The following is a 22,009-nucleotide window of genomic DNA, read 5'->3' on the forward strand; positions in this document are numbered from 1 at the left end:
GAAATCCTTGTTCCGCAAGCCCGAAGTCCGCTACGCCGCCTCCTGACCATCAACTATTTGCCTTACGGGTCAATATCAACACGGTGGTCGACGGCTACTGAGCGGTGTCGCGGTCGGGCCGTGGCCGGCCGGGCGGTGGGCGAGCCGTTACGCGCTACCGGATCAACCCGGACAGCGGACGCGCCGAGCTTATGCGCCGGGTGTCCCGGCGGTCGCGTCCGGCAGGGTCTGGCCGGTGGCCGAGACCAGGCGGGGCAGGTCCGTGCCGCGTACCGCCGGCAGGACGACCTGCTGGCCGTCGTCGAGTCGGGCCACGGCCCGCCCGCGCGCGTCAGTGGCCAACTCGACGACCCGGTCCCAGCCGATCCGGCGTTGCCCGAACAGCGCCCGCAGGCGTAGCTCCCGAGAGTCGGCGTCGGTGCCGGCCCGCCACGCCCACACCCCGACGCCGAGCGGGACGAGCAGCACCGGCAGCAGGTACGCCCGGGCGTTCGCCAGTGGCAGGGCGCCGATGAAGGCGATGACCGCGGCGGCCAGGATGGCTTGGTTGAAACGGAAGCGGACCGTGTCGGGCGTACTCACCCTGCGATGATCCCACCCTTGGTCGGCAGGGGTCACGGCGGGCGGTGTCACGGGGTCCGCACGTCGTACAGTGACACGAGTCACTGCTTCGTGCCGATGACCAACGCGTAACCAATCCGGTCGCCGGTCGTTTCCCAGTGTTGGGCAGTGGACTCGCAACATCCGCCGTCCCACCGCACCGCACCGCAGCACCGCCCGCACCGCACCGCAGCACCGCAGCACCGCCCGCACCGCCCGCACCGCCCCGTGCCCCCTCACGAAGGCGACCGCCGTGCTTCTCGCGTACCCGTTCCGTTTTCTCGTCCCCCGCCGGGCGGCCCCGGAGGCCGCCGTGTCCACGGCCGTGGCGCTGCTCGTCCTCGCCGGCGCCGCCGAGGTGGTCCCGACCCCGGTGGTGATCGCGCTGGCCGGTGGCGCGGGCGCCACCCTCGCCGGGGTACGACTTGCCCGGCTGGCCGCGCACCGCCCCACCGCCCCGCCGTCCACCGGCTCGTCGTGGCGGGTGTCGGCGATCCTGCTCGACGCCGCCGTGGTGGCGGCCGGCTGGGTCGCGGCCTCGTTGCCGCTGGTCGACACCCACCATCGCGCGGTCGCGCTGCTCGGGTCGCTCATCGTCGCGGTCCTGGCCGTGGCCGGGCTGCGCGGGCTCCCGGCACGAACGCCCGCGCCGGCCCGACTGCGGGGGCTGGTCGACGCGACCGGCCCGACGGTCGGTCTGACCCTGGCCGGCTGGCTGCTCCTGCCCGCCGCCACCCTCCCAGCGCCGGTCCGGCTGGTCGCGGCGCTGGTGCTGGCGGGGCTCGGCATCGCCGCGCTCAGCGCGTTCACCGGCCCCCGGCGGCGCTCGGGCGACGCGATCTGCGGGGGAGGAGTCCTGCTCACCCTGGTCGGGCTGGCGTTGCTGGCGATCCTGTCGGCGGCGTCGACCGGGCGTGCGCCGCTTCTCGCGGTGCCGCCTCTGGTGCTCGGGATGCTGCTGACCGCCCTCGGCGCGACGCGAGCGGTGGCGGCGGCCAGCGCGACGCCGCCGGCCGGTCCGCCCACCACGACCTGGCCACGGGCGGTGCTCCCGGCGTCGGTGCTGCTGCTCGCGGCGGGCCTGCACCTGGGTTCCGGTCGTACTCCGGACCGGACGAGTCTGCTGCTCGCCCTGGCGGCGGTGCCGCCTCTGGTCCTGCGGGAGCTGCTGCGGGGCGGCGACGCGGGCGTCCCCGAGCGACACGCGGCACACCGCAGAGCCGCCGACGACCCGATCCGCCGCCGGGAGCCGCAACCGCCCCGGAAGGCCGCGACGGAGGAGTCGTGGGCTCCCGTGACCACCACGTCCGGCGTCGACGGTGTCTGGCGCGCCGGCACGACCGACGGCGGCGCGACGTGGCCCGACACGGGTGTCGCCTGGTCGCCGGCACACCACCGTTCCGGCGCGGCCGGCGACGGGCCGGGAGACCATGCGGCCCTGCTCGCCGCCCTCGCCGCGATCGGTGACGTGCCCGCGCCGGCTGGTGCGCTGCTGCTGGTGGAGCTGCACGGCACCGAGGGGCTGGGGCCGGTGGCCCGCGAGGACGCGCTCGCCGAGGCGGTGCTGCGGGCCCGCGCAGTCGTCGCGCCCGGCGACCTGGTGACCGGCTGCGCGGGCACCGGCTTCGCGGTGGTCACCGGCACGGGGCCCGTGCTGGCATACGCGTTGGGCACCCGGCTGCTGACCGCGCTCACCTCGCCGTACCGGCTGGCCGGGTCGGTGCTGCGCGTGCAGGCGAGCATCGGGCTGGCCGAGGTGAGTGGCGCGGGCCCGGCCGACGTGCTCCGGCAGGCCGAGCTGGCGCGGCGGCGGGCGGTGCAACTGGGCCGGGACCGGGTCGAGTGGTACGACGCGTTCCTGGAGGAGCAGTTGGTCCGCCGACTCGACCTGGAACGTGAGCTGCCGGGCGCGGTCGCCCGGGGCGAGCTGGACCTGGTCTACCAGCCGGTGCTCGACCTGACGGACCGGCAGCCGGTGGGCGCCGAGGCGCTGCTGCGCTGGCGCAGCCCGGTGCTCGGCACGGTGCTCCCGGCCGAGCTGCTGCCGGTGGCCGAGGATCTGGATCTGGTCGGCGAGTTGGAGTGGTGGGTGCTGGACCGGGCCTGCCGGCAGTTGGCCGCCTGGTCGGCGGGCTCCCGGGAGCTGTGGATGGCCGTCAACGTGACCACCCGGGAGCTGACCACGCCCGACTTCGTGCAGCGCGCCGCGGCGGTCCTGGCCGCGTACGGGGTGCCGCCGGAGCGCCTGGTGGTGGAGGTGTCCGAGCCGAGGGTCGCCGCCGACCTGTCGACGGTGGTGGCCCGGCTGGCGGGTCTCCGCTTGCTGGGCGTACGCACCGCGCTGGACGACTTCCGGGCCGAACACGCCTCGCTGGCCCAGTTGCGCCGGCTGCCGATCGACCTGCTGAAGGTGGGTCCGGAGCTGGTGGGGGCACAGCCGGCGGGGCAGCCGCCGCTGATCGACGTGGTGGTCAACGTCGGGGAGCGGTTGGGCGTGGAGATCGTCGCCGAGGAGTTGGAGTCACCGATCCAGGTCGAGGGGGCGCAACGGGCCGGCTGCCGTTACGGGCAGGGCTTCGCGCTGTCGCGGCCGGCGACCGCCGAGCGCGTCGAGGCGTACTTCGAGGAGTTTCCCTCGGCATACCGGTGATTAACCGGTTCACCTCTGCCGTGGCGGTGCGGTGCTGCCGCGCGGGGTCAACTGCGGTGTCTCGTCCCGTACACTCGTCGCCGGCTCGCCGGCGATGACGCCGAGCAGGTGGCGGGCCGCGTGCGCGCCGTACGCGGAGATGTCCCGGCCCAACGCCGTCAGCGGCGGGTGCACCAGCCGGCAGAGGGGCGAGTCGTCCCAGGCCACGATGGACAGGTCACCCGGCACGGTCAGGCCCATCTCCTGGGCGACCGAGAGCCCGGCGATGGCCATCACGTCGTTGTCGTAGATGACCGCGGTCGGCCGGGGAGTGGCGCTGAGCAGTCGCCGGGTGGCGCGCCCGCCCTCCTCGCCCGTGTAGTCGGAGAAGACGGTGACCGCGTCGGCCAGGCCGAGACGCCGGCACACCGCCGCGAACGCGCCGGTACGGATCTCGGTGTGCCGCAGGTCGGGCAGACCACCGACCCAGGCGATCCGGCGGTGCCCGAGCGCGACGAGGTACTCCACCGCCTCGGTCAGCGCCGCCGCGTCGTCCGACCAGAGGCTGGCCAGCTCCCCGGTGCCGTCCGGCCCGCCGATGACCACGGCCGGCAGGCGTAGCTGTTCCAGGGCCGGGATGCGCTGATCGTCGGTGCGCAGGTCGCAGACGAGGACCCCGTCCACCCGGCGCTCACCCCACCAGCGCCGGTAGACGGCGACTTCGGCGTCGTGATCGGCCACCACCTGCAACGTCAGCGCGTACGAGCGGGCCGACAGTTCGGCCTCCACGCCACTGATCAGCGCCATGAAGAACGGCTCGATGCCCAGTGTCCGTGCGGGCCGGCACAGGGCCAGGCCGACGGCCTCGGCCGTGGCGGCGGACAGTGCCCGAGCCGCGCTGCTCGGACTGAACCCGATCTCGGTGGCGATGGCGAGGATGCGTTGCCGGGTGACCTCGGAGACGCCGGGCTGCCCGTTCAACGCGTACGAGACGGCACCCTTGGACACCCCTGCGCGTCGGGCGACGTCCGCGATGGTCGGCCGCTTCACCGGCGTGCTCCTCTGCCGCTGAGGGGGTCGTCAACCGGCCGTTGACACCCCGGAGGTCGGGTCGTACGGTGGCTGAGCTTATCCGGTTCAGCTAACGTCTCGATCACGAAGGTGCGGTGAATCGTGAGCCGACAGGCCCTGCACGATGGCTGGACCCTGCGGGCGACATCCGGGGTGGACGTGCCCTCGGAGATCGTCGACCGGACCGTACCGGCGACCGTGCCCGGTTGCGTGCACACCGACCTGCTCGATGCCGGGCTGATCCCCGACCCGTACCTCGACGACAACGAGCGGTCCCTGGCCTGGATCGGCCGCACCGACTGGACGTACCGGACGACCTTTCGCCCTCCGGCCGGCGACCACGACCGGGTCGACCTGGTCTGCGCCGGCCTGGACACCGTCGCCGCCGTCAGCGTCAACGGTGTCGAGGTCGGCCGCACCGAGAACATGCACCGCGGGCACCGGTTCGACGTCCGCCCACTGCTGCGCGACGGCGACAACGAGCTGACCGTCGCGTTCGACTCCGCGTACCGCTACGCCGAGGCGCAGCGCGACCGGCTCGGCGACCGGCCCAACGCGTACCCGGAGCCCTTCCAGTTCGTCCGCAAGATGGCCTGCAACTTCGGCTGGGACTGGGGACCGACGCTGGTCACCGCCGGCATCTGGCAGGACATCGGCCTGCACGCGTGGTCCACCGCCCGGCTGGCCACCCTCCGCCCGCTGGTCACGCTCGCCGGCCGTGACGGCCGGGTCGAGCTGCACGTCGAGGTCGAGCGCGTCGCGGACGTCCCGCTGACCGTCCGCGCCGCCGTCGCCGACGCCCACGCCGAGGCGGTCGTTCCGGCGGGGCAGCGCACGGCCGTGCTGACCCTCGCCGTCCGCGAACCCGCGCTGTGGTGGCCACGGGGGTACGGCGAACCGGCCCGTCACCTACTGGAGGTGACCCTGCACGCGCCGGACGGCGACACGGTGGACGTCTGGTCCCGGCGGATCGGCTTCCGCTCCGTCCGGCTGGACACCACCCCCGACGAACACGGCACCCCGTTCGCGCTCTCCGTCAACGACGTGCCGGTCTTCGTCCGGGGCGTCAACTGGATCCCCGACGACGCGTTCCCCACCCGGATCACCCGCGAACGGCTCGCCGAGCGGTTCGGCCAGGCCGCCGACGCCAACGTCAACCTGCTGCGTGTCTGGGGCGGCGGGCGGTACGAGTCGGAGGACTTCTACGACCTCGCCGACGAACGCGGCCTGCTCGTCCAACAGGACTTCCTCTTCGCCTGCGCCGCGTACCCCGAGGAGGAGCCGTTCGCCACCGAGGTCGCCGCCGAGGCCGCCGAGCAGGTGACCCGCCTGACGCCGCATCCGTCGCTGGTGCTCTGGACCGGCAACAACGAGAACATCTGGGGCTGGCACGACTGGGACTGGCAGGAAGCCCTCGCCGGCCGTACGTGGGGGCGTGGCTACTACCTCGACGTGCTGCCCCGCATCGTCGCCGAGCTGGACCCGACCCGCCCGTACTGGCCGGGCAGCCCCTGGTCGGGCACCGAGATGATCCACCCCAACGACCCGGCGCACGGCACCACCCACATCTGGGACGTGTGGAACACCGACGACTACACGAAGTACCGGGAGTACGTGCCGCGCTTCGTGGCCGAGTTCGGCTACCAGTGCCCGCCCACGTACGCCACGCTGCGGCGTGCGCTCAGCGACGATCCGCTCGCGTCCGACTCGCCGGGCATGGCGTACCACCAGAAGGCCGTCGGCGGTGACGCCAAGCTCCAGCGGGGCCTGGACGCCCACCTGCCCGCCCCGGCCGACTTCGACGACTGGCACTACCTCACGCAGCTCAACCAGGCGCGGGCCATCCAGCTCGGGGTGGAACACTTCCGCTCCCACCGCGACGTCTGCGCCGGCACGATCGTCTGGCAGCTCAACGACTGCTGGCCGGTGACCTCCTGGTCGGCCGTCGACGGCGACGGCCGCCGCAAACCCCTGTGGTACGCGCTACGCCACGCGTACGCCGATCGCCTGTTGACCGTGCAACCCCGCGACGGCGGGCTGGCCGGCGGCGACGGTCCTGCCGGCGAGGGCGTTCCTCCTGGCGGGGGTGGGCTGGTCCTGGTCGCGGTCAACGAGACCGCTCTGCCGTGGCGGGCCTTCGCCTCGGCGACCCGGCTGACCCTGAGCGGCGAGCCCCGGGCGAAGACGACGGTCGAGCTGGACGTACCTGCGTACTCCTCGGTGACGCTGGAGCTGCCGGTGGAGCTGGCGCGGCCGGACGAGGGCCGCCGTGAGCTGCTGGTCGCCGAGGCGGGCGACACGGCGGAGCGTGCGCTGTGGTTCTTCGCCGAGGACCGGGAGGTCGACTGGCCGGCGGCGGCGTGGGACGCGACGGTCGAGCCGGTCGACGGCGGTCAGCGGGTGCGGGTGACGGCGCGCACGGTGCTGCGCGACCTGACCCTCCTCCCGGACCGGCTCGACGGCTCGGCCGCAGCGGACCGCGCCCTGGTTACCCTCCTACCGGGAGAATCGGCGACCTTCACCGTGCGCTCCGATACGGCGTTGGACCCGGTCGCCCTGACGACGCGGCCGGTGCTCCGCTGCGTCAACGACCTCCCTTAACTGGGCAGCGGCAACACGCGGGCGGCTGATGGTCCGCTTTCGCCGGGACCGACGGCACCCGAGATGAGTCAAGGCCGCCCTGTGACGCGCCACAGGACGGCCTTGACCAGCTACGGTGAACCGCGCTCCGGTCAGCTCCTGCTGGACCTCGAGTGCGGGTTGCTGAAGCTGTCCTCCGCGTAGAAAGTACACGCTGGCGGTGTAGTTGCCCTGTGCGCAGAGCTGGAACCGGCCCGTTCCCATCGCTGCCGCCGCGGGCAGGCTGGTGCCGACGAGCGTCGCGGCGGTAAGCGCCACACCAGCGGCGACGCCGGCCACGTCGCGCTTTGAGGTTCCGTGTGTTCAGGAAGGTGCTCTCCTTGATTGTCCGAGCGGGACAGCATCATCGAGTGCCTTTAAGCCTCAAGTCATTTCGGTGGGCATTCGAGGATTCCTGTGACTAGCAGGTGGAGTTGTTGTTGGTGGTGGTGGGGCATGACGGCTGCTAGCTCGGCGGCAGTGTTGGCTAGGCTTGTCTTCTCGTTGGCGTCAAGTTTGTGGGCGTTGTTGGTTTTGAAGAGTTCGGCGGTGTGGAAGTTGCCGGCTTTGATGTCGTTGATGGCGGCGAGTAGTGATTTCGACACGGAGGTCAGATCTGCGTCGCCGCCGACCACGGTGACCATCTTTTCGAGGCTAGTGAGGCCGGAGTCGGGTGCTGCACCGGTAAGGTAGGCCGCCTCGAGGCGGCCTACCGCGCTGAGTAGCGTTCGGGGACGGTCGGTCTCTGGGGTGTTGGCGTAGTCGAAGAAGGTGTTGGCTTCCCTGCGCACGCCGAGTTCCAGTATGGGTTCGAGGGCGATCAGGTGAGGATGATTGCCGGCCCGTTCGATGATCTGTTTGACGTGGGTCAGACCGGTCTTCAGTTGTCGCGTAGACCATTGCGTGTTGAGCCTGTCGAAGGCTGTGCGGGCTTGTGTGAGGTCGGCGGCCCAGATCAACGCGCCGAAGGTGTCGTCGATACGGGTGACGGCTTCAGTGGGATGGGCGAGTTTGGCCGCGGCGTGCAGGACGCCGGCCGTGATGCGGGGCCAGGGATCGTCAGAGGTGTCGGTGGAAGCGTCCTGCCTGGCGGAGGTGGCTTTCCACAGGGGCCCAAGGTGAGCGGTGCTGTTGTGCGATTTTTCGAGAGTTTGATGAACGGTGACAGCGCCGTACTGCTTTGTCACGTTGAGCACAGGGTCGACGGCGGCGGGGGTGACCACGAGGGGTAGTTGTGGTAGACCGCGTTGGGCGAGTTGTTCGAGTAAGTAGCTCAGGGTGGCGAGGTGGGACGCAAGCGGCGGCCGACCGGCTCTCGGGGCGTCCAGCAGGATTACAGGATGCCGGTGGTCAGCGGCGGCGATCAGCTCCGTGCGTAACGGCCACTGTTCGCGTTCGCCGTTGTCGGAGATCACGTAGACGTGACCGTGTTTGGTGACGGCGTCTGTCAGCCGCAGTGGCCAACTCGGCTCGCCGAGCGCCTCGACCTCGACATCCGCCCGCGGTGGGTCCGCGCGGGAATGGATTGGCGGGGGAGCCAAACTTCCGATCTCACCGTTGCTGCTGATGGCACCGTTGTCCTTGGCCAGGACTGAAGGCTCGGGGCGTAGAGCGGAGGACAAGGCGGCGCGTATCCGCTCGCTGTAGGTAGCGCCGCCGCGTAGGCGAAACGGACGTTGCACGTCATGGAAATATCCGGCGATCTCTGAGATCTGATCGTTTGGGTACGTGTGGCCAAGCATCTTGGCTGCCTCAAGAATGGTGGCCGGGGTCTGCGGAATTCCGTGAGTCAACAACCTGTCGTTAACTGCGTTCACCAGGCCCTGATCAGCACGATTGAGAGGCACGAGCCGCTGCAGGCGCGGGTGGATCAGCACCGTGTCGCTGGGCAGCGTGGCAGGTGGGCCGAGCTCCGCGATCGTCACGGCACTCGCGCGTTTTTTGTGCTCGGGAAGGTTGGCAATCACATCCGGCATCAGGCGCTGCAGCACGGCCCGTACCTGTGTGCGATTCGTGCCGACCACCTGCAGTTCCAGCGCGCCGTCGGCGGAGCTCTCCACGACGGCGGATGCCAGGGTGCGCAGAGTCGACATTGCCGCCCCCGAGAGGGAGCCATCGTGGCTGACCTGCACCTGTACCGGGTCGATGAGTGGTGGCAGCCGGCGCGACCACCAGACGGCGACCTGGCGTCGGCCCAGATCCGAAGCGTCGACGACCACTGGCCCGGCCGACTCCCCGGCGCCTCGGGAGAAGGGGGGGTGAAGAACCACTTGGTTCGTCACCGCCGGGAAATAGAGTATGAGCTGGCGGTGCACGGTGGTCGCGCGAGCCAATCCGACTTCCTGCGCCCCACGGCTCATGCCGAAAGCGCTGCCGTTCCCGCCGCCCTCGACGAAGACATCGACGTGGAATCCGCGACGCAGGTCAGCGGCGACCGAATTGGCAATCTGCTTAATCTTTGCTAAGGAGATAGCGTCCAGATCGGTGCCCTTCTTGCCGAAGTCGATCGTCAGCCAGGGCCGGTCGCGCAGCTTGACCGGCACCTGGTAGGCGCCCCGAGACATGTGAGTGCCGGGCATGAGGCGGGGCTGCTCCGGGATGCCGAGGGCCTCCCTCACCGACTGTGGAAGGTTAACGGTGTGGCGCTCGATTTCGGCTGCGTCATGCGACTCGTTGTTCAGGTTGGCAAAGTGAGAGTAGGTGGCCGTCCGGATCAAGTCAGGAAAGTCGGGCGACCTGAGAAGGAATCCAACGACCGCCTCCCAGGCAGCGGTAGGATTCGGAAGATCCTTGATTAACGACTCGACAGCCAGCAGGTTCAGGTCGCCCTTACGGTTTGCCAGCTCACGAACGAGATAGGTGACGGCCCGCTGCAGAGCCGGCAACACGCGGGCTTGCGCCGCCCCCGCTTCTATGTCAACTAAAGCTTCCGGTTCCCTATGCAGCTCAGGCAACCAGGTGTGCGCGATTCCCATCTTGAAATGCCGCTGGTCGATAGTTGGAATGCTGTCGGCATCGTGTCCTGTTGCCCCCAGGAGTGGCTCAATATTCAGCGGTCCACTGCGTTCCATGATGGACCGGGCCAGGTACCTGGTAGAGGCAACTCTGGCGTAATGCTCGCTCTGAGCGGTCTCATCTTCGGCGATTCGGTGCAAATCCGGACGCAGTTCGTCGACGTGCAGACTGTAGTTCTTTCGCAGCAAGTCGATCAGTTTCTCGGCCACCGGATGTCGCCGCGCGAACAGCATCGCCGAGTTATTCGCGCAGCCCTGATCGGGATAGACTTCGAGGGCGAATCCGTAGTGGCTGAACGTCGTACGCAATCCCTTCTTGCTATGCAGAATGTTGTCACCGTCCATGCCGATACCGCCGAAACGGTGAAGGACTTCCGGGAGGGAAATGTCTTTGCCCTCGGCATACCCACCGGATGTCCCCTTCGACAGTGCGAGCTGGAACTCGTCCATCAGGTGCATCGGCGTGGCGGCATTGAAGACCTCATGCACGTTGATTAATATAATATCGTTGCGCCTCGCCCAGTCAAGCATGCTTGTGACCGATGCATCAGGAGAGCGGAACTGCTCGCGGGTAACCGTCGTCCATAACACCGTGGCGAATGCAAGACGCTTGCCATTGCGCGCCGACTCCGCAATTGTCTGCTGAAATTTCTGGGTTGTTGTGTGCAACTTGTCCAGTGCGCTCCCGTACCAGAACGTGTGCACGATCCTGGGCATCTCCGCGACGGCTAGAGCGCTTCTCGTCTCTTCGGCGGGGTTCGCCAACGGGCCCATCCACGTCACGTTCGAGTCACGCCAAACCGTGCCGTCTTCCCGTTGCAGCGAATCGAGGTTCACAGGTGAATCTGCCACGGTCAGGTCGAGCCGGTAAAACAGATCGAGCAACGAATTTGTGGGGATGTCGTCGAAGGAGTCGAAAGATGGCGGCAGGAAGTCTGGCTTGGGTGGTAGGTCACGCAGCCCAAACAGATCACGACCCCACAATCGGAGGCGGCCCAGCGGCTGCCCCTGCCAACCTGGACGCCGCTGCCGTTGCCGGTGCTCTCGCCACAGTTGCTCCAACAGCACCTGTCCGGGCCCCGACCACCCCTCGCTGGGCACAGCGGACGCGTTGTCGCGCGACCCTCCGACCGGCGCGTTTGACGGGCTCGAGACAGAGGTGCTACCGAGGGCACCGCGAACCCGGTCCATAGGCGAGGAGCCGCCGCGTAGACGCAGCGCTGCGGTAGTCGGGGTGGCGATTGGCGGGTGAGCCTCAGTCGCCTTCTGGGTCGGGGCAGGTGAGTGGAGATCGGCGGGCATCTTGACGACCACGGTTTCGCGCGGCAACCCCCCGAAAGCGTCGAGCATCGACGGATCGGAGTTGACCTGCTGCCGGTCAGCGGCGGGGCCCGTGGTGTTAGCCGCGCATTCAGCGACCAAATGGTTAACAGGCAGCACGAGCCCATAGTCCGCGTCATCTGGGGAGACGCGACGCCCCAGAGCGTTGATCGGGCGGACTCGGACGCTATCCGCGCCCTTCACGGCATGTGCAGCAAGAAGGACTGGTAGACGCAGCGTGTCGGCGCGGGCGATCGCCCCGGCCAGATCGAGCGTGGCGGCTACCGAAGCCGGCGGGACGTCCACCATTTGCTCGATCACACTCGGCGGCTGCGCCAACAGGGCCTGCACGGCCAGCACGGATTCGGCCGTTTCCGGCGCCGTATGGACCAGATGCAAACCGGGCATCCGGGCGGCCGAATGTACCTCCGGTGGAACCGGCGTCCGCGCCAGACTGAGAAACACGCCGGACAGGACGAAGGTGATGAGGTCTTCGGGGCAGCCCGCGCCCACAATCCTCGGCATCCGCACCGTTACCCCTCTTGACGCTCCAACCGGGACCGGCAGCCCGCCAACAACGGATCACGCGGGGTGTGTCCCGGTAATCACCTGCGCTCAAGCGTCCCGACTAGGACTGGACAATGAGCGGATTCCATCCCGCGTAGAGGCTGGCTTCGACGTCACGCAGGGCGAGGATGGCCTGCACGATCTTGGGTGGCACCGCAACACACCCCAACCCCGCCGCGGCATCCTCGGCGCACAGACATTAGCGCAGCGAATGCAGGTGGGCGTCGTGGCGTCGGCTGGCGTCGAGCACCTGCTGCGGGTCGCCCGAACTCGGCGGCTCGGCGGGGTCGTCGGCCACCGTGCGCGAGCCATCCGGCCAGCCGCTACGGCCATCGGCCGACGACGGCGGCGACCAAAGTCGTTGCGTAGGGTGGTGCGGACGTCGTCACCACCGGGAGCACGCGGATGCAACCACACGCCACGGCCGAGGAGTCGGTACCGCCCACCGCCATCGAGAGCCCGCTGATCAGCTACCGCGACGAGGCGACCGGTGAACGCGTCGACCTCACCGCACGGCAGGTCGGCGCGTGGTCCGCGCGCAGTGCGAGCCTGCTGCGGGACGGCTGCGGGCTCGGCCCCGGCAGCCGCGTAGCGGTGCTACTGCCGCCGCACTGGCGTACCGCCGTGGTGTTGTTGGGCGCGTGGGCGTGCGGCCTGGCGGTGTCGTTCCGGCCGCGCGCCACGGCGGGCCTGCCGGTGCTCGAACCGGGCGGCGACCGGCCGTTCGACGCGGTCTTCGTGACCCCCGAACGGCAGGACGACTGGTTGGAGGACGTGCCGGACGCGCCGCACCGCTACCTGGTCGGCACCGGGCCGGGCCGGCTCGTCGACGTGCCGTTGGGCTGGTTGGACTGGTCCGCCGAGGTGCTTCGCCACCCGGACGTCACGCCCGACCACACGGCCATCCACCCGTCGGACCCGGCGAGCGCGGACGGCACGACCTACGGTCAGTGGGGCGCGCTCGCCCGGGAGATCGCCGGAATGCTCGACCTGCGCGCCGGGGACCGACTGCTGGTCGACGCGGGCGAACACGAGCAGCCGCTGAAGTGGTTGCTCGCGCCGCTGTCGGCCGGCGCGTCAGTGGTCATCAGCGCCAACCTCGACCCGGCCCGACGGGACGCGATCGTCGCCGCCGAGCAGGTGACCCGGGTCCTGTAGACCGCTGCCGGTCAGGCCTAACAGCGCTGGTCGACCCTGTTCCGTTACATCGGCATCTGCCCAGCTCAGAGGGTCTTTTGTCGATGTCGTCGACCTGTTCTCATACCGGAGCGACGGCATCTTGGACCCCGCACCGCTCCCTCACCGGAGGGTGCACCGATGCAGAGCAGATCGACCTTCCGACTGGCGGTCCTCACCGCCACCGCCGCCACGTTCCTGGCGTCCGGCGGCGCGTCCGGGGCGCTGGCCACCGCCGCCCCCGTGACCGCCTCCCCGGGCGTCGCCGCCTGCGCCGGCGAGCAGAGCGCCGCCCGGGTCACCGAGGGCGCGACGGCCCAGGAGCCGGCACGGCACCCGGGCTGGACCCGATCCACAACTTCATGGACTACACGCAGGACTCCTGCATGGACATGTTCACCGCAGTTCAGGCCGACCGGATGAGCGACGCCTGGGTGGCGTTCCGCGCCGGCTGACGAGCCAGGGCGCGCGTCGCGAGCAGGGCGCGCTGTGGTCGGTAGGCAGGGCACATCGGCCGCCGCCGGGTAGTCGCCGATCGCAGAAAACCCAGTGGCGTACGCACTGCTGGTCCTCGGCCGACACGGTCACCCCGCCCGGCTCGACGCGGGCGGTGAGCCGGGCCAGCACGCGGGCGGCGGTCCGGGCGAGGATTCGGGCCCGGAGCAGGTCGGGCGCGGTGACCGGCAGGTGGATCACCCAGCGCTCGGTCATCGGTGCCGGTGGTTCTGGGTGGCTGCTGCCATCGGTGTCTCTCTTCGCGTCGGCTCACCAGTTGGCGGATCGGGTCGCGCATGGGGGACCGCCCTTCGTCGGGTCGCGTCGAAGTGGAGGGGGCGGTCTCCGCCGGTTGCGGTCGGCGGAGACCGCCCCACCCTGCGACCGCAGCCTCGATCGGCGGTACGGCGGCAGGGCCGCGCCGGGGGAGCGCGGAGGGTGGGGTCTCAGCGGCGATGCGAGACCGGTACGAGAGGCGCCAACCGACCGCAGCAGCACCGCATCACCGACAGTGACGCTACCGATGCAGCATCACCTACGTCAAGTACTGCTCTAACCTCTTCTACCGAACCATCATCACCTTCATTATGTCACCACTATCACCTCTTTCAGTACATGCATTGCCTACGTCGAGGGGGTGGATCAATACTGGGTGGGCCAACCGACTGCAAGGGGCCGCATCGTGCCTATCCCGCCCACCATGGACGAGCTGCTAGACGACCTGCGAGGCAAAATCAAGGACGGGACATATCCGCCGGGCAGCCAGTTGCCCTCGGGTCGCGCGCTTGCCGACTCCTACGATGTTTCGCACTCGACGATCCAGCGGGCGGTTGCGACGCTGCGGGAGCAGGGCGTGCTGGTTGGGCGCCCTGGTCGCGGCGTCTTTGTCGCTGAGTCCACCCCCCGCTGACGCTGCAAGCAGCCTCGTGCCTAGCGGTGCTGGTGGAGGCCCCTCCTGTCGACCTCAGGGTGGAGGTGCTTCCTGCTCGATGGGCAGCGGGCAACCCATGCGGGCCGTCCGCTCCGGTCCCAAGGGAGCCCCGTTCAGCCCACCCGGGCGAAGCGTTGTGACGGTGGTACCGCTAGCAGTACCATCCTCCTGTGCCGTCCATTGACAAGCTCGTTGAAGCGATGCGGAAGAACCAGCAGAACATCGCCTACAACGATCTCTACGGGGTGTGCGAGCACTACTTCGGGAAGCCGCGGCAGGCCGGCACCTCCCACGCGGTGTTCAAGATGCCCTGGGCGGGGGACCCGCGCGTCAACATCCAGAACGACAAGGGGAAAGCCAAGGCGTACCAGGTACGGCAAGTGCTCAAGGCGATCGACAAGAAGGAGGCCATGTGATGCAGACCGATTCCCATCCTGAGGTGTCCCACTACACCTACCGTGTCACGTGGTCGGTCCAGGACCGAGAGTTCGTCGCCACCTGCGCTGAGTTCCCGTCCCTCTCCTGGCTGGCACCTTCCCAGATCGAGGCTCTGCAGGGGCTTCAGGACCTACTGCGTGAAGTGATCGCGGACATGGAGGAGCAGGGCGAGGCGGTGCCGCAGCCGTTCGCAGAGCGCAGCTACTCGGGTAAGTTCAACCTGCGCGTAGGCGAGAGCCTGCACCGTGAGCTGGCCATCCACGCCGCCGAGGATGGCATGAGCCTCAACCAGTACGTCCTGCGGAAGCTCAGCGCCGCCTGAGGAAAGCAGTTGATCAACTAACTGTTCACCCTCGCTGCGCCCGTTCCTCATCGGGTTTGCGTGGCGAGTTCGCCAACGGCCGGCAGGGTCACTGAACGGCCGCGCCCACCGGCGTGCCACAGCCCTGCAGACCGGAGCGCTAGGCGCCACAGCGGAGTGTCAGTCGAAGGACGGCAGGGACGGGCCGAGGACGTCGTCGGCGTCGACGATGGTGTACGCGTACCCCTGCTCGGCGAGGAAGCGCTGCCGGTGTGCCGCGTACTCGGTGTCGATCGTGTCCCGGGAGACGACCGTGTAGAAGTGCGCCTGCCGGCCGTCGGCCTTCGGGCGCAGCACCCGACCCAGCCGCTGCGCCTCCTCCTGGCGTGACCCGAACGTGCCGGACACCTGGATCGCGACCGCCGCCTCGGGCAGGTCGATGGAGAAGTTGCCGACCTTCGAAATCACCAGGGTCCGCAGCTCGCCGGTGCGGAACGCGTCGAACAGCCGTTCCCGCTCCTTGTTCGTGGTGGAGCCCTGCACGATCGGCGCGTCCAGGTATTCGCCGATCTGGTGCAACTGGTCGATGTACGCGCCGATCACCAGCACCTGGTCGTCCGGGTGCCGGTCGACGAGCGCCTTGACCACCGGCAGCTTGGTGCGCGCTGTCGCCGCCATCCGGTAGCGCTCCTCGGCCTCCGCCGTCGCGTACGACATGCGCTCCGCGTCGGTGAGCGTCACCCGGACCTCGACACACTCGGCCGGGGCGATCCAGCCCTGCGACTCGATGTCCTTCCACGGCGCGTCGTACCGCTTCGGCCCGATCAGGCTGAACACGTCGCCCTCGCGGCCGTCCTCGCGTACCAGAGTCGCCGTCAGGCCCAGCCGGCGGCGGGCCTGGAGGTCCGCCGTGAAGCGGAAGATCGGCGCGGGCAGCAGGTGCACCTCGTCGTAGACGACCAGGCCCCAGTCGCGGGCGCCGAACAGGTCCAGGTGGGTGAACGCGCCGCCGCGCCGCGAGGTGAGCACCTGGTACGTGGCGATGGTGACCGGGCGGATCTCCTTGCGCTCGCCGGAGTACTCGCCGATCTCCTCCTCGGTCAGCGACGTGCGGGCGATCAACTCCCGCTTCCACTGCCGGCCGGCGACGGTGTTGGTGACCAGGATGAGCGTGGTCGCCTTCGCCTCGGCCATCGCCGCCGCGCCGACCAGGGTCTTGCCGGCGCCGCAGGGCAGCACCACCACGCCCGACCCGCCGGCCCAGAACGCCTCGACAGCCTCGCGCTGGTACGACCGCAGCGTCCACGGCTTGCGCCCGTCCTTGCCGGCCTCGGCCAGCTCGATCGGGTGCGCTTCACCGTCGACGTAACCGGCCAGGTCCTCCGCCGGCCAGCCCAGCTTGAGCAGCGCCTGCTTGAGCCGGCCACGCTCGGACGGGTGCACCCGGATCGTGTCGTCGTCGATCTTGTCGCCGAGCATGCCGGCGAGCTTCTTGCTCTTGGCCACCTCGATCAGCACCAGCCGGTCGAGCGCCCGCAGCACCAGCCCGTACGCGGGATCGTTGGCGAGCTGGAGCCGGCCGTACCGGTCCATCGTCTCGGCCACGTCGACAAGCAGCGCGTGCGGCACCGGGTAGCGCGAGTACTTGATCAGCGAGTCGACCACGCCCTCGGCGTCGTGGCCGGCGGCCCGCGCGTTCCACAACCCCAGCGGGGTCAGCCGGTACGTGTGCACGTGTTCCGGGGAGCGCTCCAACTCGGCGAAGGGCGCAATCGCCATCCGGCAGGCCTGCGCGTCGGGGTGGTCGATCTCCAGCAGCAGGGTCTTGTCCGACTGCACGATCAGCGGTCCACCACTCACGCCAGCGTCCTCTCCTCGGTTGGCCGTCGGGGCTGTGCGGCGGTCGCTTACCCGCCGCCGGCCGACCAACCAGTGTTGCACGACGGAGAACGTGGAAAGAAAGATGCTCACCAGATGCAACCAGGACGGCACTCACGAACGTCTAGTAAAGGGACAACTGTCCAGGGAGGTGCCATGAGGCGTGCCCTAAGCACTTCCCGACTTGTTGCACTGGTGGTGGTCGTGCTGGTCGGCGCCGGCGCGTGCACGTTCGATCCGCAGTCCGGTGGGAGTGGTGGCGGGGGAGCCGCCCCGGTCGGCGCGGCGGAGCAGGTATCGGGGGCGAGCGGCACGTCCGGGCCGGCCCAGCACGGCCGGCCCACACCGGCGTCGCCCGCCCCACGCTCGACCACACGCCCCGGTTCCGGGGTTTATCCCCTGTCACACCGGTCGCAGGAGTGTCACGCTGGGAGTCCAGGGCCGTACGGGGCGGGGAGGCTGGGTATGACGGTCGACCGTGAAATGGTCGCGCAGTACGAGCAGGCATCGCCCGACGAGGTGTCGCGCGCGACCGTGTTCGCGTACGCCTTCGCGGCGGCGCTGCTCGTCGGATGGTTCCTCTTCGGCTGGCTGGTGCTGCGGCAGGGCTTCGTCGACTCGGTCGGCGAGTCGGCGGGTGCCGGCTTCGCCCTGCTGCTGATCGTCTCGGTCGTCGGCACCGTACGGCGCAGCCGCCGCTGACCGGCCACGCCGGCGGCGTCGCCCGGCTCAGTCCGCCAGCACCGCCGCGGTGATCCGGTGCAGCGCGAAGGTGTGCAGCATCTCGGTCCGCTCGTCCTCGGCGCGCAGGTAACCCCCACCGATCGAGACCGGCTTGACCAGCCGCGACGCGGTCGCCCCGTGCGCGTCCACGTACCCGACCCAGACCAGCGCCCGGTCGCGGACCGCCTGCTGGAGTACGGCGAGCGCCTCGCTGTGTGTGTGCGCGGGCACCGGGCCCCCGCCCAGCCCCGCCGCCCCACCCCGGACCACCGCCGGGGCCCGACGGGCCGCCCGTGCCGCCGCCTCACCCCGCCGGATGTGGTCGACTACCCCGAGCAGCCGGGGCATCGGCAGCTTCGGGGCGGCCAGCGGGTCCAGCGTCCTGGTGGTCACCGCGACCCGCGCCGGAGCACGCCGGACTCGTGGCCGGGTCAGCATCGTGCTGCCCGTGCCGTCCTCCTGCACCGGCGCGTACCCGGCGTCCCGCAGTGCGCTGAGCATCCGGCTGACCTGGTACGGGGTGCCCAACACCGTCGGCGCCAGCCGGCGCAGCGTCAACGACTCCAGCCGCCGGTCGGCCAGCACCTCGGTGAGGAGCGCCTCGTCGTCGCTGCGCAGGTACGCCCCGGCCGAGCCGGCCCGCAGCCCGCCGTGCTTACGGGCCACGTCGTCCACCAGATAGCTGAGCCCCTGCGGCACCGGGGTACGTGACCGTCGACGGAACAACTCGTGCAGGTCGTCGGCCGTGTAACCGGCGTCCAGTGCCCGTCGTACGCTCGCCGTGGTGACCCGGTGCACACTCGCCCCGCCGGCCGACTCGAGTTCGGTCGTCGCCTCCAACTCGGCGGCCAGCGCCGGCTCGGGTGGCCCCGGCACCACCACGGTCAGGTCGGCCTGCACCAGGAAGTGGTCGACCGGGGCAGGCAGCAGCGCGTCCAACGCCCGAACGGCACTGGACGGGTCGCCGCTCTCGGCGTCCGCGTGCAACCCCAGCGGGTCGCCCGACTCGTCGGTCGACGTCAGCTCGCTCAACAACAACCGCCCGTACGAGGTGAGCGCCCCCAGCCCAATCATGCCGAGCTGCGCCGCCTCGGCCAGCACCTCCCGGTGGGCGGCCTCCCGGCCCCGGCTGCGCCGTGGCGCCCGCCAGTCCAGCAGTGCCTGTAGCTCCTCCGCGGTGGGCGCGGTCGCCGGCTCCAGATCGGCGAGCACCCCGAGCACCGCCCGCCGGGTGGCCGGCGCACCGGCCCGCTCGGCCTCCGCGGACAGCGCGGTGATCGGCCGGTCCCGGTCGTCACGTCGTCCGACCAACCCCACCTGCCGGTTCATGGTCATCCAGGCGCGGGCCAGGTGCTCCCACCGTTGGGCCAGGGAGCCGGCCCGCCACACCTCGTACCCGCCGGTCGGTAGCACCTGCTGGTCCGCCCCGTACCGGCCGGTGGCCGAGCCGGGCAGCTCCATCTCACCGGCGAGCCCGGCCGCGTAGGCCACCTCCAGCAGCAACACGGTGGTCGGCTCGTCCAGGCCGGCGGTACGCGCCAGCCGGCGCAGGTCCCGGACACCGATGCCCCCCGAACGCAGCACCGGGGCGGGTTCGGCGGCGAGCTGTTCCAGCAGCCCTTCGGTGTGCCGCACCACCTCCATGGTCTGCCCGGCGCCGGCCGAGTCGACCGCCTTCGGTTCGCGGGGAGCGGCAGCCACCGACGGCGGACTGGTCTGCAACGGCCCGAGCGGGCCGCTGTCGCGCCGCAGCACGAGGCCGACCTCGCGGGGCAGCTCGACGGTGCCGCCGGCCGTCGACGAGCCGGCCGAGACGGTCACCAACAGCCGGTTGTCGACCAGCCAGCGCACCGGCGAGCCGGTGGGTGCGCCACCGTTGGTCGGGTCGGCGAGAACGGCGTCCTGCACGCCGATCGGCGGTGCCTGCAACGCGCCCGCGGGCACGCTGCCGACGGGCGGCCCGGCCGCCAACCGGTCCAGGATCGCCCGGGCAGACGGGGGTGCGGCGAGCAGCGTCCGACGCAGTTTCGCCGGGTCCGCGCAGAGAGCGGCCGCGCGAACGTCCAGGTCGGCGGCGGGGCGACCGAGCCCGGCGGGGTACGGGGAGACCTCGTCGACGGCCGCCGCCACGTGCATGGCGTGCTCGGGGCCGTACAGCAGGAACAGCGCCCTCAGCCGGTCCACGGCGGCCCGGACGGCCGTCGGCGCCGGCGGGTGCGGTCCGGCGGTCGCCATGGCGAGGATCACATCGGTGGCGGTCGTGCCCTCGTCCGGGTGCCGGGTGAGCCGGGCGGCGTCCAGGATCAGCAGGGTGAACTGGTCCAGTCCGTCCAGCGCGCGGGCCACCGAGACCCGGGACTGGGCGCGGATGGCCAGGGCGGAGATGTCGGCCGGCACGGGCACGACGAGGTCCGGCCGCAGTTGCAGGAGGGCGGCCAGTGACTCGTCGGGCAGCGACCGTAGGTGGTCGGCGAGTGAGGTGGTCATCGTCTTTCCACGCTAGCCCGGGGTGGGCCGGTCGCGCCCCTCGGACGTACGGCCGGTCGGGGGTCGCCCGGTAGGTTTCTCGACATGCCCGCGCTGACCGTCGGATTCGATCTCGACATGACCCTGGTTGACTCCTGGCCCGGCATCGCCGCGGCTTACCGGGCACTGACCGCCAGGACGGGCGTACCGGTGGATGCCGAGCGCGGGAGGCGATCGACGCGATCCGTGCCCGGGGCGGAACGGTGCTCGTCGTCACATCCAAGATCGGCCGACTGGCCCGGTTGCACCTGGACCACCTCGGCCTCGTGGTGGACGAGCTGGCCGGTGACCTGTTCGCCGAGCAGAAGGCGACCGGCCCGTGCTTCCCGGATGAGCTGCGCGCGGCGGGGGCGAGTGTCGTGTTGGACGATCTCACCGGATTCCCAGCGGCGCTCGACGGCATGATCCAGCTAGCCTTGGAGCAGTAGCGGCTCAAGTGAAGCAGGGGTTTTCAGGTGCCTACGGGTCGAGTGAAGTGGTACGACACGGCCAAGGGATACGGCTTCGTCACCAGCGACGAGGGCGGTGACGTGTTCCTGCCCAAGGGCGCGTTGCCGGCGGGCGTCACCGACCTCAAGGGCGGTCAGCGGGTCGACTTCAGCGTGGTGGACAGCCGTCGCGGCGCGCAGGCCATGGGCGTCAAGCTGCTGGACGCGCCGCCGTCGATGGCGGAGCTGCGTCGCCGGCCGGCCGAGGAGCTGCACGGCCTCGTCGAAGACATGATCAAGGTGCTGGAGGCGAAGGTCCAGCCGGACCTGCGTCGGGGCCGGTACCCGGACAAGAAGACCGCGCAGAAGATCGCTCAGCTGGTCCACGCGGTCGCGCGCGAGCTGGAGGTCTGAGGCACCAGCCCGGCGGTGGCGGCGCGGTCGAGGAGCGCCGTCACCGCGGCGAAGCCGGCCTCGCCCAGGTCGGCCGTGAACTCGTTGACGTAGAGGCCGATGTGTCGGTCCACCACGTCGAGTTCCATCTCCTGAGCGTGCGCGAGCACGTACTCCCGGCTGACCGTCGGGTCGGCCCAGGCCTGCCGGACCGACTCGCGGATCCAGCCGGCGGCGGCCTCCGGGTCGACCGTGCCGCGCCGGGCCAGGATCGCACCGAGGGGGATGGGCAGGCCGGTGTCGGTCTCCCACCATTCGCCGAGGTCGACCAGCGCCGTCAGGCCGTGCCGGTGGTAGGTGAAGCGGGCCTCGTGGATGACCAGCCCAGCGTCGTAGCGGCCGGCAGCCATGCCCGGCATGATCTCGTGGAACGGAACCACCTCGATCCGGGCCGGCGGCCGTCCGGCCGACCAGAGCCGGAACAGCAGGTACGCGGTGGTCCGGTCGCCCGGCACGGCCACCGTGGCGCCGGTCAGGTCGGCGCGGTCGCCCCTGGTGAGCACCAGCGGCCCGCACCCGCGACCGAGCGCGCCGCCGCAGGGCAGCAGGTGGTAGTCGTCGAGCAGCCAGGGCAGCGCCGCGTAGCTCACCTTCACCAGATCGAACGCACCCCGCTCGGCCGCCGTGTTGGTCACGTCCACGTCGGCGTACGTCACCTCGACCGGCGGGGCGCCGGGCACCCGCCCGTGCACCAGGGCGTCGAAGACGAACGTGTCGTTGGGGCAGGGCGAGATCGCCAGTGAGAGCGCCACGCCCCTCACGTTAGGGCCTGTCTTGTGGATCATGGTTGGTGGGGTAGGAACATCACGGGTGTCCGGAGTGTTACCCGAGCGCTATGTC

The 22,009-nt window shown here is 70.3% G+C and carries 15 protein-coding genes and 2 pseudogenes; 10 read left to right on the forward strand and 7 right to left on the reverse strand.

Going from position 1 to position 22,009, the window contains the following annotated elements:
* Window positions 1-189 precede the first annotated feature (189 nt).
* Window positions 190-582, reverse strand: coding sequence for a PH domain-containing protein (locus ACLQ24_RS22315; RefSeq protein WP_425893666.1), 393 nt, complete (start codon window positions 580-582; stop codon window positions 190-192).
* A 271-nt stretch (window positions 583-853) separates the two neighbouring features.
* Here ACLQ24_RS22315 and ACLQ24_RS22320 point away from each other — a divergent pair, with 271 nt between their 5' ends.
* Window positions 854-3,250: an EAL domain-containing protein gene (locus ACLQ24_RS22320; protein ID WP_425893667.1), complete on the forward strand. Its 2,397-nt coding sequence runs from the start codon at window positions 854-856 to the stop codon at window positions 3,248-3,250.
* A 9-nt stretch (window positions 3,251-3,259) separates the two neighbouring features.
* Here ACLQ24_RS22320 and ACLQ24_RS22325 read toward each other — a convergent pair whose 3' ends face one another.
* Window positions 3,260-4,279, reverse strand: coding sequence for a LacI family DNA-binding transcriptional regulator (locus ACLQ24_RS22325; RefSeq protein ID WP_425893668.1), 1,020 nt, complete (start codon window positions 4,277-4,279; stop codon window positions 3,260-3,262).
* A 123-nt stretch (window positions 4,280-4,402) separates the two neighbouring features.
* Between ACLQ24_RS22325 and ACLQ24_RS22330 the strand changes: the two genes are divergently transcribed.
* Complete coding sequence (locus ACLQ24_RS22330; RefSeq protein ID WP_425893669.1) at window positions 4,403-6,901, forward strand: glycosyl hydrolase 2 galactose-binding domain-containing protein; 2,499 nt, start codon at window positions 4,403-4,405, stop codon at window positions 6,899-6,901.
* A gap of 407 nt (window positions 6,902-7,308) precedes the next feature.
* On the opposite strand, the gene ACLQ24_RS22335 is transcribed toward ACLQ24_RS22330, so the two are convergent.
* Window positions 7,309-11,778 carry a hypothetical protein gene (locus tag ACLQ24_RS22335; RefSeq protein WP_425893670.1) on the reverse strand — a complete coding sequence of 1,490 codons (4,470 nt, stop codon included), beginning with the start codon at window positions 11,776-11,778 and terminating at the stop codon, window positions 7,309-7,311.
* A gap of 447 nt (window positions 11,779-12,225) precedes the next feature.
* On the opposite strand from ACLQ24_RS22335, the gene ACLQ24_RS22340 reads away from it, so the two are divergent.
* Both ACLQ24_RS22340 and ACLQ24_RS22345 read left to right on the forward strand, forming a co-directional pair.
* Entirely contained in the window at window positions 12,226-12,978 is a 753-nt protein-coding gene (locus ACLQ24_RS22340) for a TIGR03089 family protein (protein ID WP_425893671.1), read from the forward strand.
* A 356-nt stretch (window positions 12,979-13,334) separates the two neighbouring features.
* A pseudogene (locus tag ACLQ24_RS22345) lies at window positions 13,335-13,445 on the forward strand (zinc metalloprotease); the annotation flags it as partial.
* Here the strand turns inward: ACLQ24_RS22345 and ACLQ24_RS22350 are convergent.
* Window positions 13,393-13,707, reverse strand: coding sequence for a hypothetical protein (locus ACLQ24_RS22350; protein WP_425893672.1), 315 nt, complete (start codon window positions 13,705-13,707; stop codon window positions 13,393-13,395). The pseudogene ACLQ24_RS22345 and the gene ACLQ24_RS22350 overlap by 53 nt on opposite strands.
* A 484-nt stretch (window positions 13,708-14,191) precedes the next feature.
* Between ACLQ24_RS22350 and ACLQ24_RS22355 the strand changes: the two genes are divergently transcribed.
* From ACLQ24_RS22355 to ACLQ24_RS22365, 3 genes are all read left to right on the forward strand, one after another.
* Window positions 14,192-14,401 carry a winged helix-turn-helix domain-containing protein gene (locus tag ACLQ24_RS22355; protein WP_425893673.1) on the forward strand — a complete coding sequence of 70 codons (210 nt, stop codon included), beginning with the start codon at window positions 14,192-14,194 and terminating at the stop codon, window positions 14,399-14,401.
* Window positions 14,402-14,592: 191 nt separating this feature from the next.
* On the forward strand, window positions 14,593-14,838 hold the full coding sequence (locus ACLQ24_RS22360; protein ID WP_280840363.1) for a toxin HicA: 246 nt from the start codon (window positions 14,593-14,595) through the stop codon (window positions 14,836-14,838).
* Complete coding sequence (locus ACLQ24_RS22365; RefSeq protein ID WP_425893674.1) at window positions 14,838-15,182, forward strand: type II toxin-antitoxin system HicB family antitoxin; 345 nt, start codon at window positions 14,838-14,840, stop codon at window positions 15,180-15,182. The genes ACLQ24_RS22360 and ACLQ24_RS22365 overlap by 1 nt, the downstream gene beginning before the upstream one ends.
* Window positions 15,183-15,341: 159 nt before the next feature.
* Here the strand turns inward: ACLQ24_RS22365 and ACLQ24_RS22370 are convergent, their stop codons facing one another.
* The gene (locus ACLQ24_RS22370; protein ID WP_425893675.1) at window positions 15,342-17,021 is read right to left on the reverse strand and encodes a DNA repair helicase XPB; all 1,680 of its coding nucleotides are present in this window, start codon (window positions 17,019-17,021) and stop codon (window positions 15,342-15,344) included.
* A 483-nt stretch (window positions 17,022-17,504) separates the two neighbouring features.
* Here ACLQ24_RS22370 and ACLQ24_RS22375 point away from each other — a divergent pair, with 483 nt between their 5' ends.
* Window positions 17,505-17,741, forward strand: coding sequence for a hypothetical protein (locus ACLQ24_RS22375; RefSeq protein WP_425893677.1), 237 nt, complete (start codon window positions 17,505-17,507; stop codon window positions 17,739-17,741).
* A gap of 27 nt (window positions 17,742-17,768) precedes the next feature.
* On the opposite strand, the gene ACLQ24_RS22380 is transcribed toward ACLQ24_RS22375, so the two are convergent.
* On the reverse strand, window positions 17,769-20,249 hold the full coding sequence (locus ACLQ24_RS22380) for a helicase-associated domain-containing protein (protein ID WP_425893678.1): 2,481 nt from the start codon (window positions 20,247-20,249) through the stop codon (window positions 17,769-17,771).
* Between the two features lie 84 nt (window positions 20,250-20,333).
* Here ACLQ24_RS22380 and ACLQ24_RS22385 point away from each other — a divergent pair.
* A pseudogene (locus tag ACLQ24_RS22385) lies at window positions 20,334-20,716 on the forward strand (hypothetical protein).
* 27 nt (window positions 20,717-20,743) lie between these two features.
* The gene (locus tag ACLQ24_RS22390; protein ID WP_088986676.1) at window positions 20,744-21,130 is read left to right on the forward strand and encodes a cold-shock protein; all 387 of its coding nucleotides are present in this window, start codon (window positions 20,744-20,746) and stop codon (window positions 21,128-21,130) included.
* Here the strand turns inward: ACLQ24_RS22390 and ACLQ24_RS22395 are convergent.
* Window positions 21,091-21,921, reverse strand: coding sequence for a 1,4-dihydroxy-6-naphthoate synthase (locus ACLQ24_RS22395; protein WP_425893679.1), 831 nt, complete (start codon window positions 21,919-21,921; stop codon window positions 21,091-21,093). The two genes, ACLQ24_RS22390 and ACLQ24_RS22395, sit on opposite strands and share 40 nt — an antisense overlap.
* Between the last annotated feature and the right edge of the window lie 88 nt (window positions 21,922-22,009).

The sequence above is a fragment of the Micromonospora sp. DT4 genome, assembly GCF_049841675.1.
GTDB lineage: Bacteria > Actinomycetota > Actinomycetes > Mycobacteriales > Micromonosporaceae > Micromonospora.

Bases quoted from the DNA above. Each gene is read 5' to 3' on its own strand.
- ACLQ24_RS22335 (WP_425893670.1), bottom strand. From the start codon at position 11,778: ATGCCGAGGATTGTGGGCGCGGGCTGCCCCGAAGACCTCATCACCTTC.
- ACLQ24_RS22340 (WP_425893671.1), top strand. From the start codon at position 12,226: ATGCAACCACACGCCACGGCCGAGGAGTCGGTACCGCCCACCGCCATC.
- ACLQ24_RS22350 (WP_425893672.1), bottom strand. From the start codon at position 13,707: ATGACCGAGCGCTGGGTGATCCACCTGCCGGTCACCGCGCCCGACCTG.
- ACLQ24_RS22355 (WP_425893673.1), top strand. From the start codon at position 14,192: ATGGACGAGCTGCTAGACGACCTGCGAGGCAAAATCAAGGACGGGACA.
- ACLQ24_RS22365 (WP_425893674.1), top strand. From the start codon at position 14,838: ATGCAGACCGATTCCCATCCTGAGGTGTCCCACTACACCTACCGTGTC.
- ACLQ24_RS22375 (WP_425893677.1), top strand. From the start codon at position 17,505: ATGACGGTCGACCGTGAAATGGTCGCGCAGTACGAGCAGGCATCGCCC.
- ACLQ24_RS22380 (WP_425893678.1), bottom strand. From the start codon at position 20,249: ATGACCACCTCACTCGCCGACCACCTACGGTCGCTGCCCGACGAGTCA.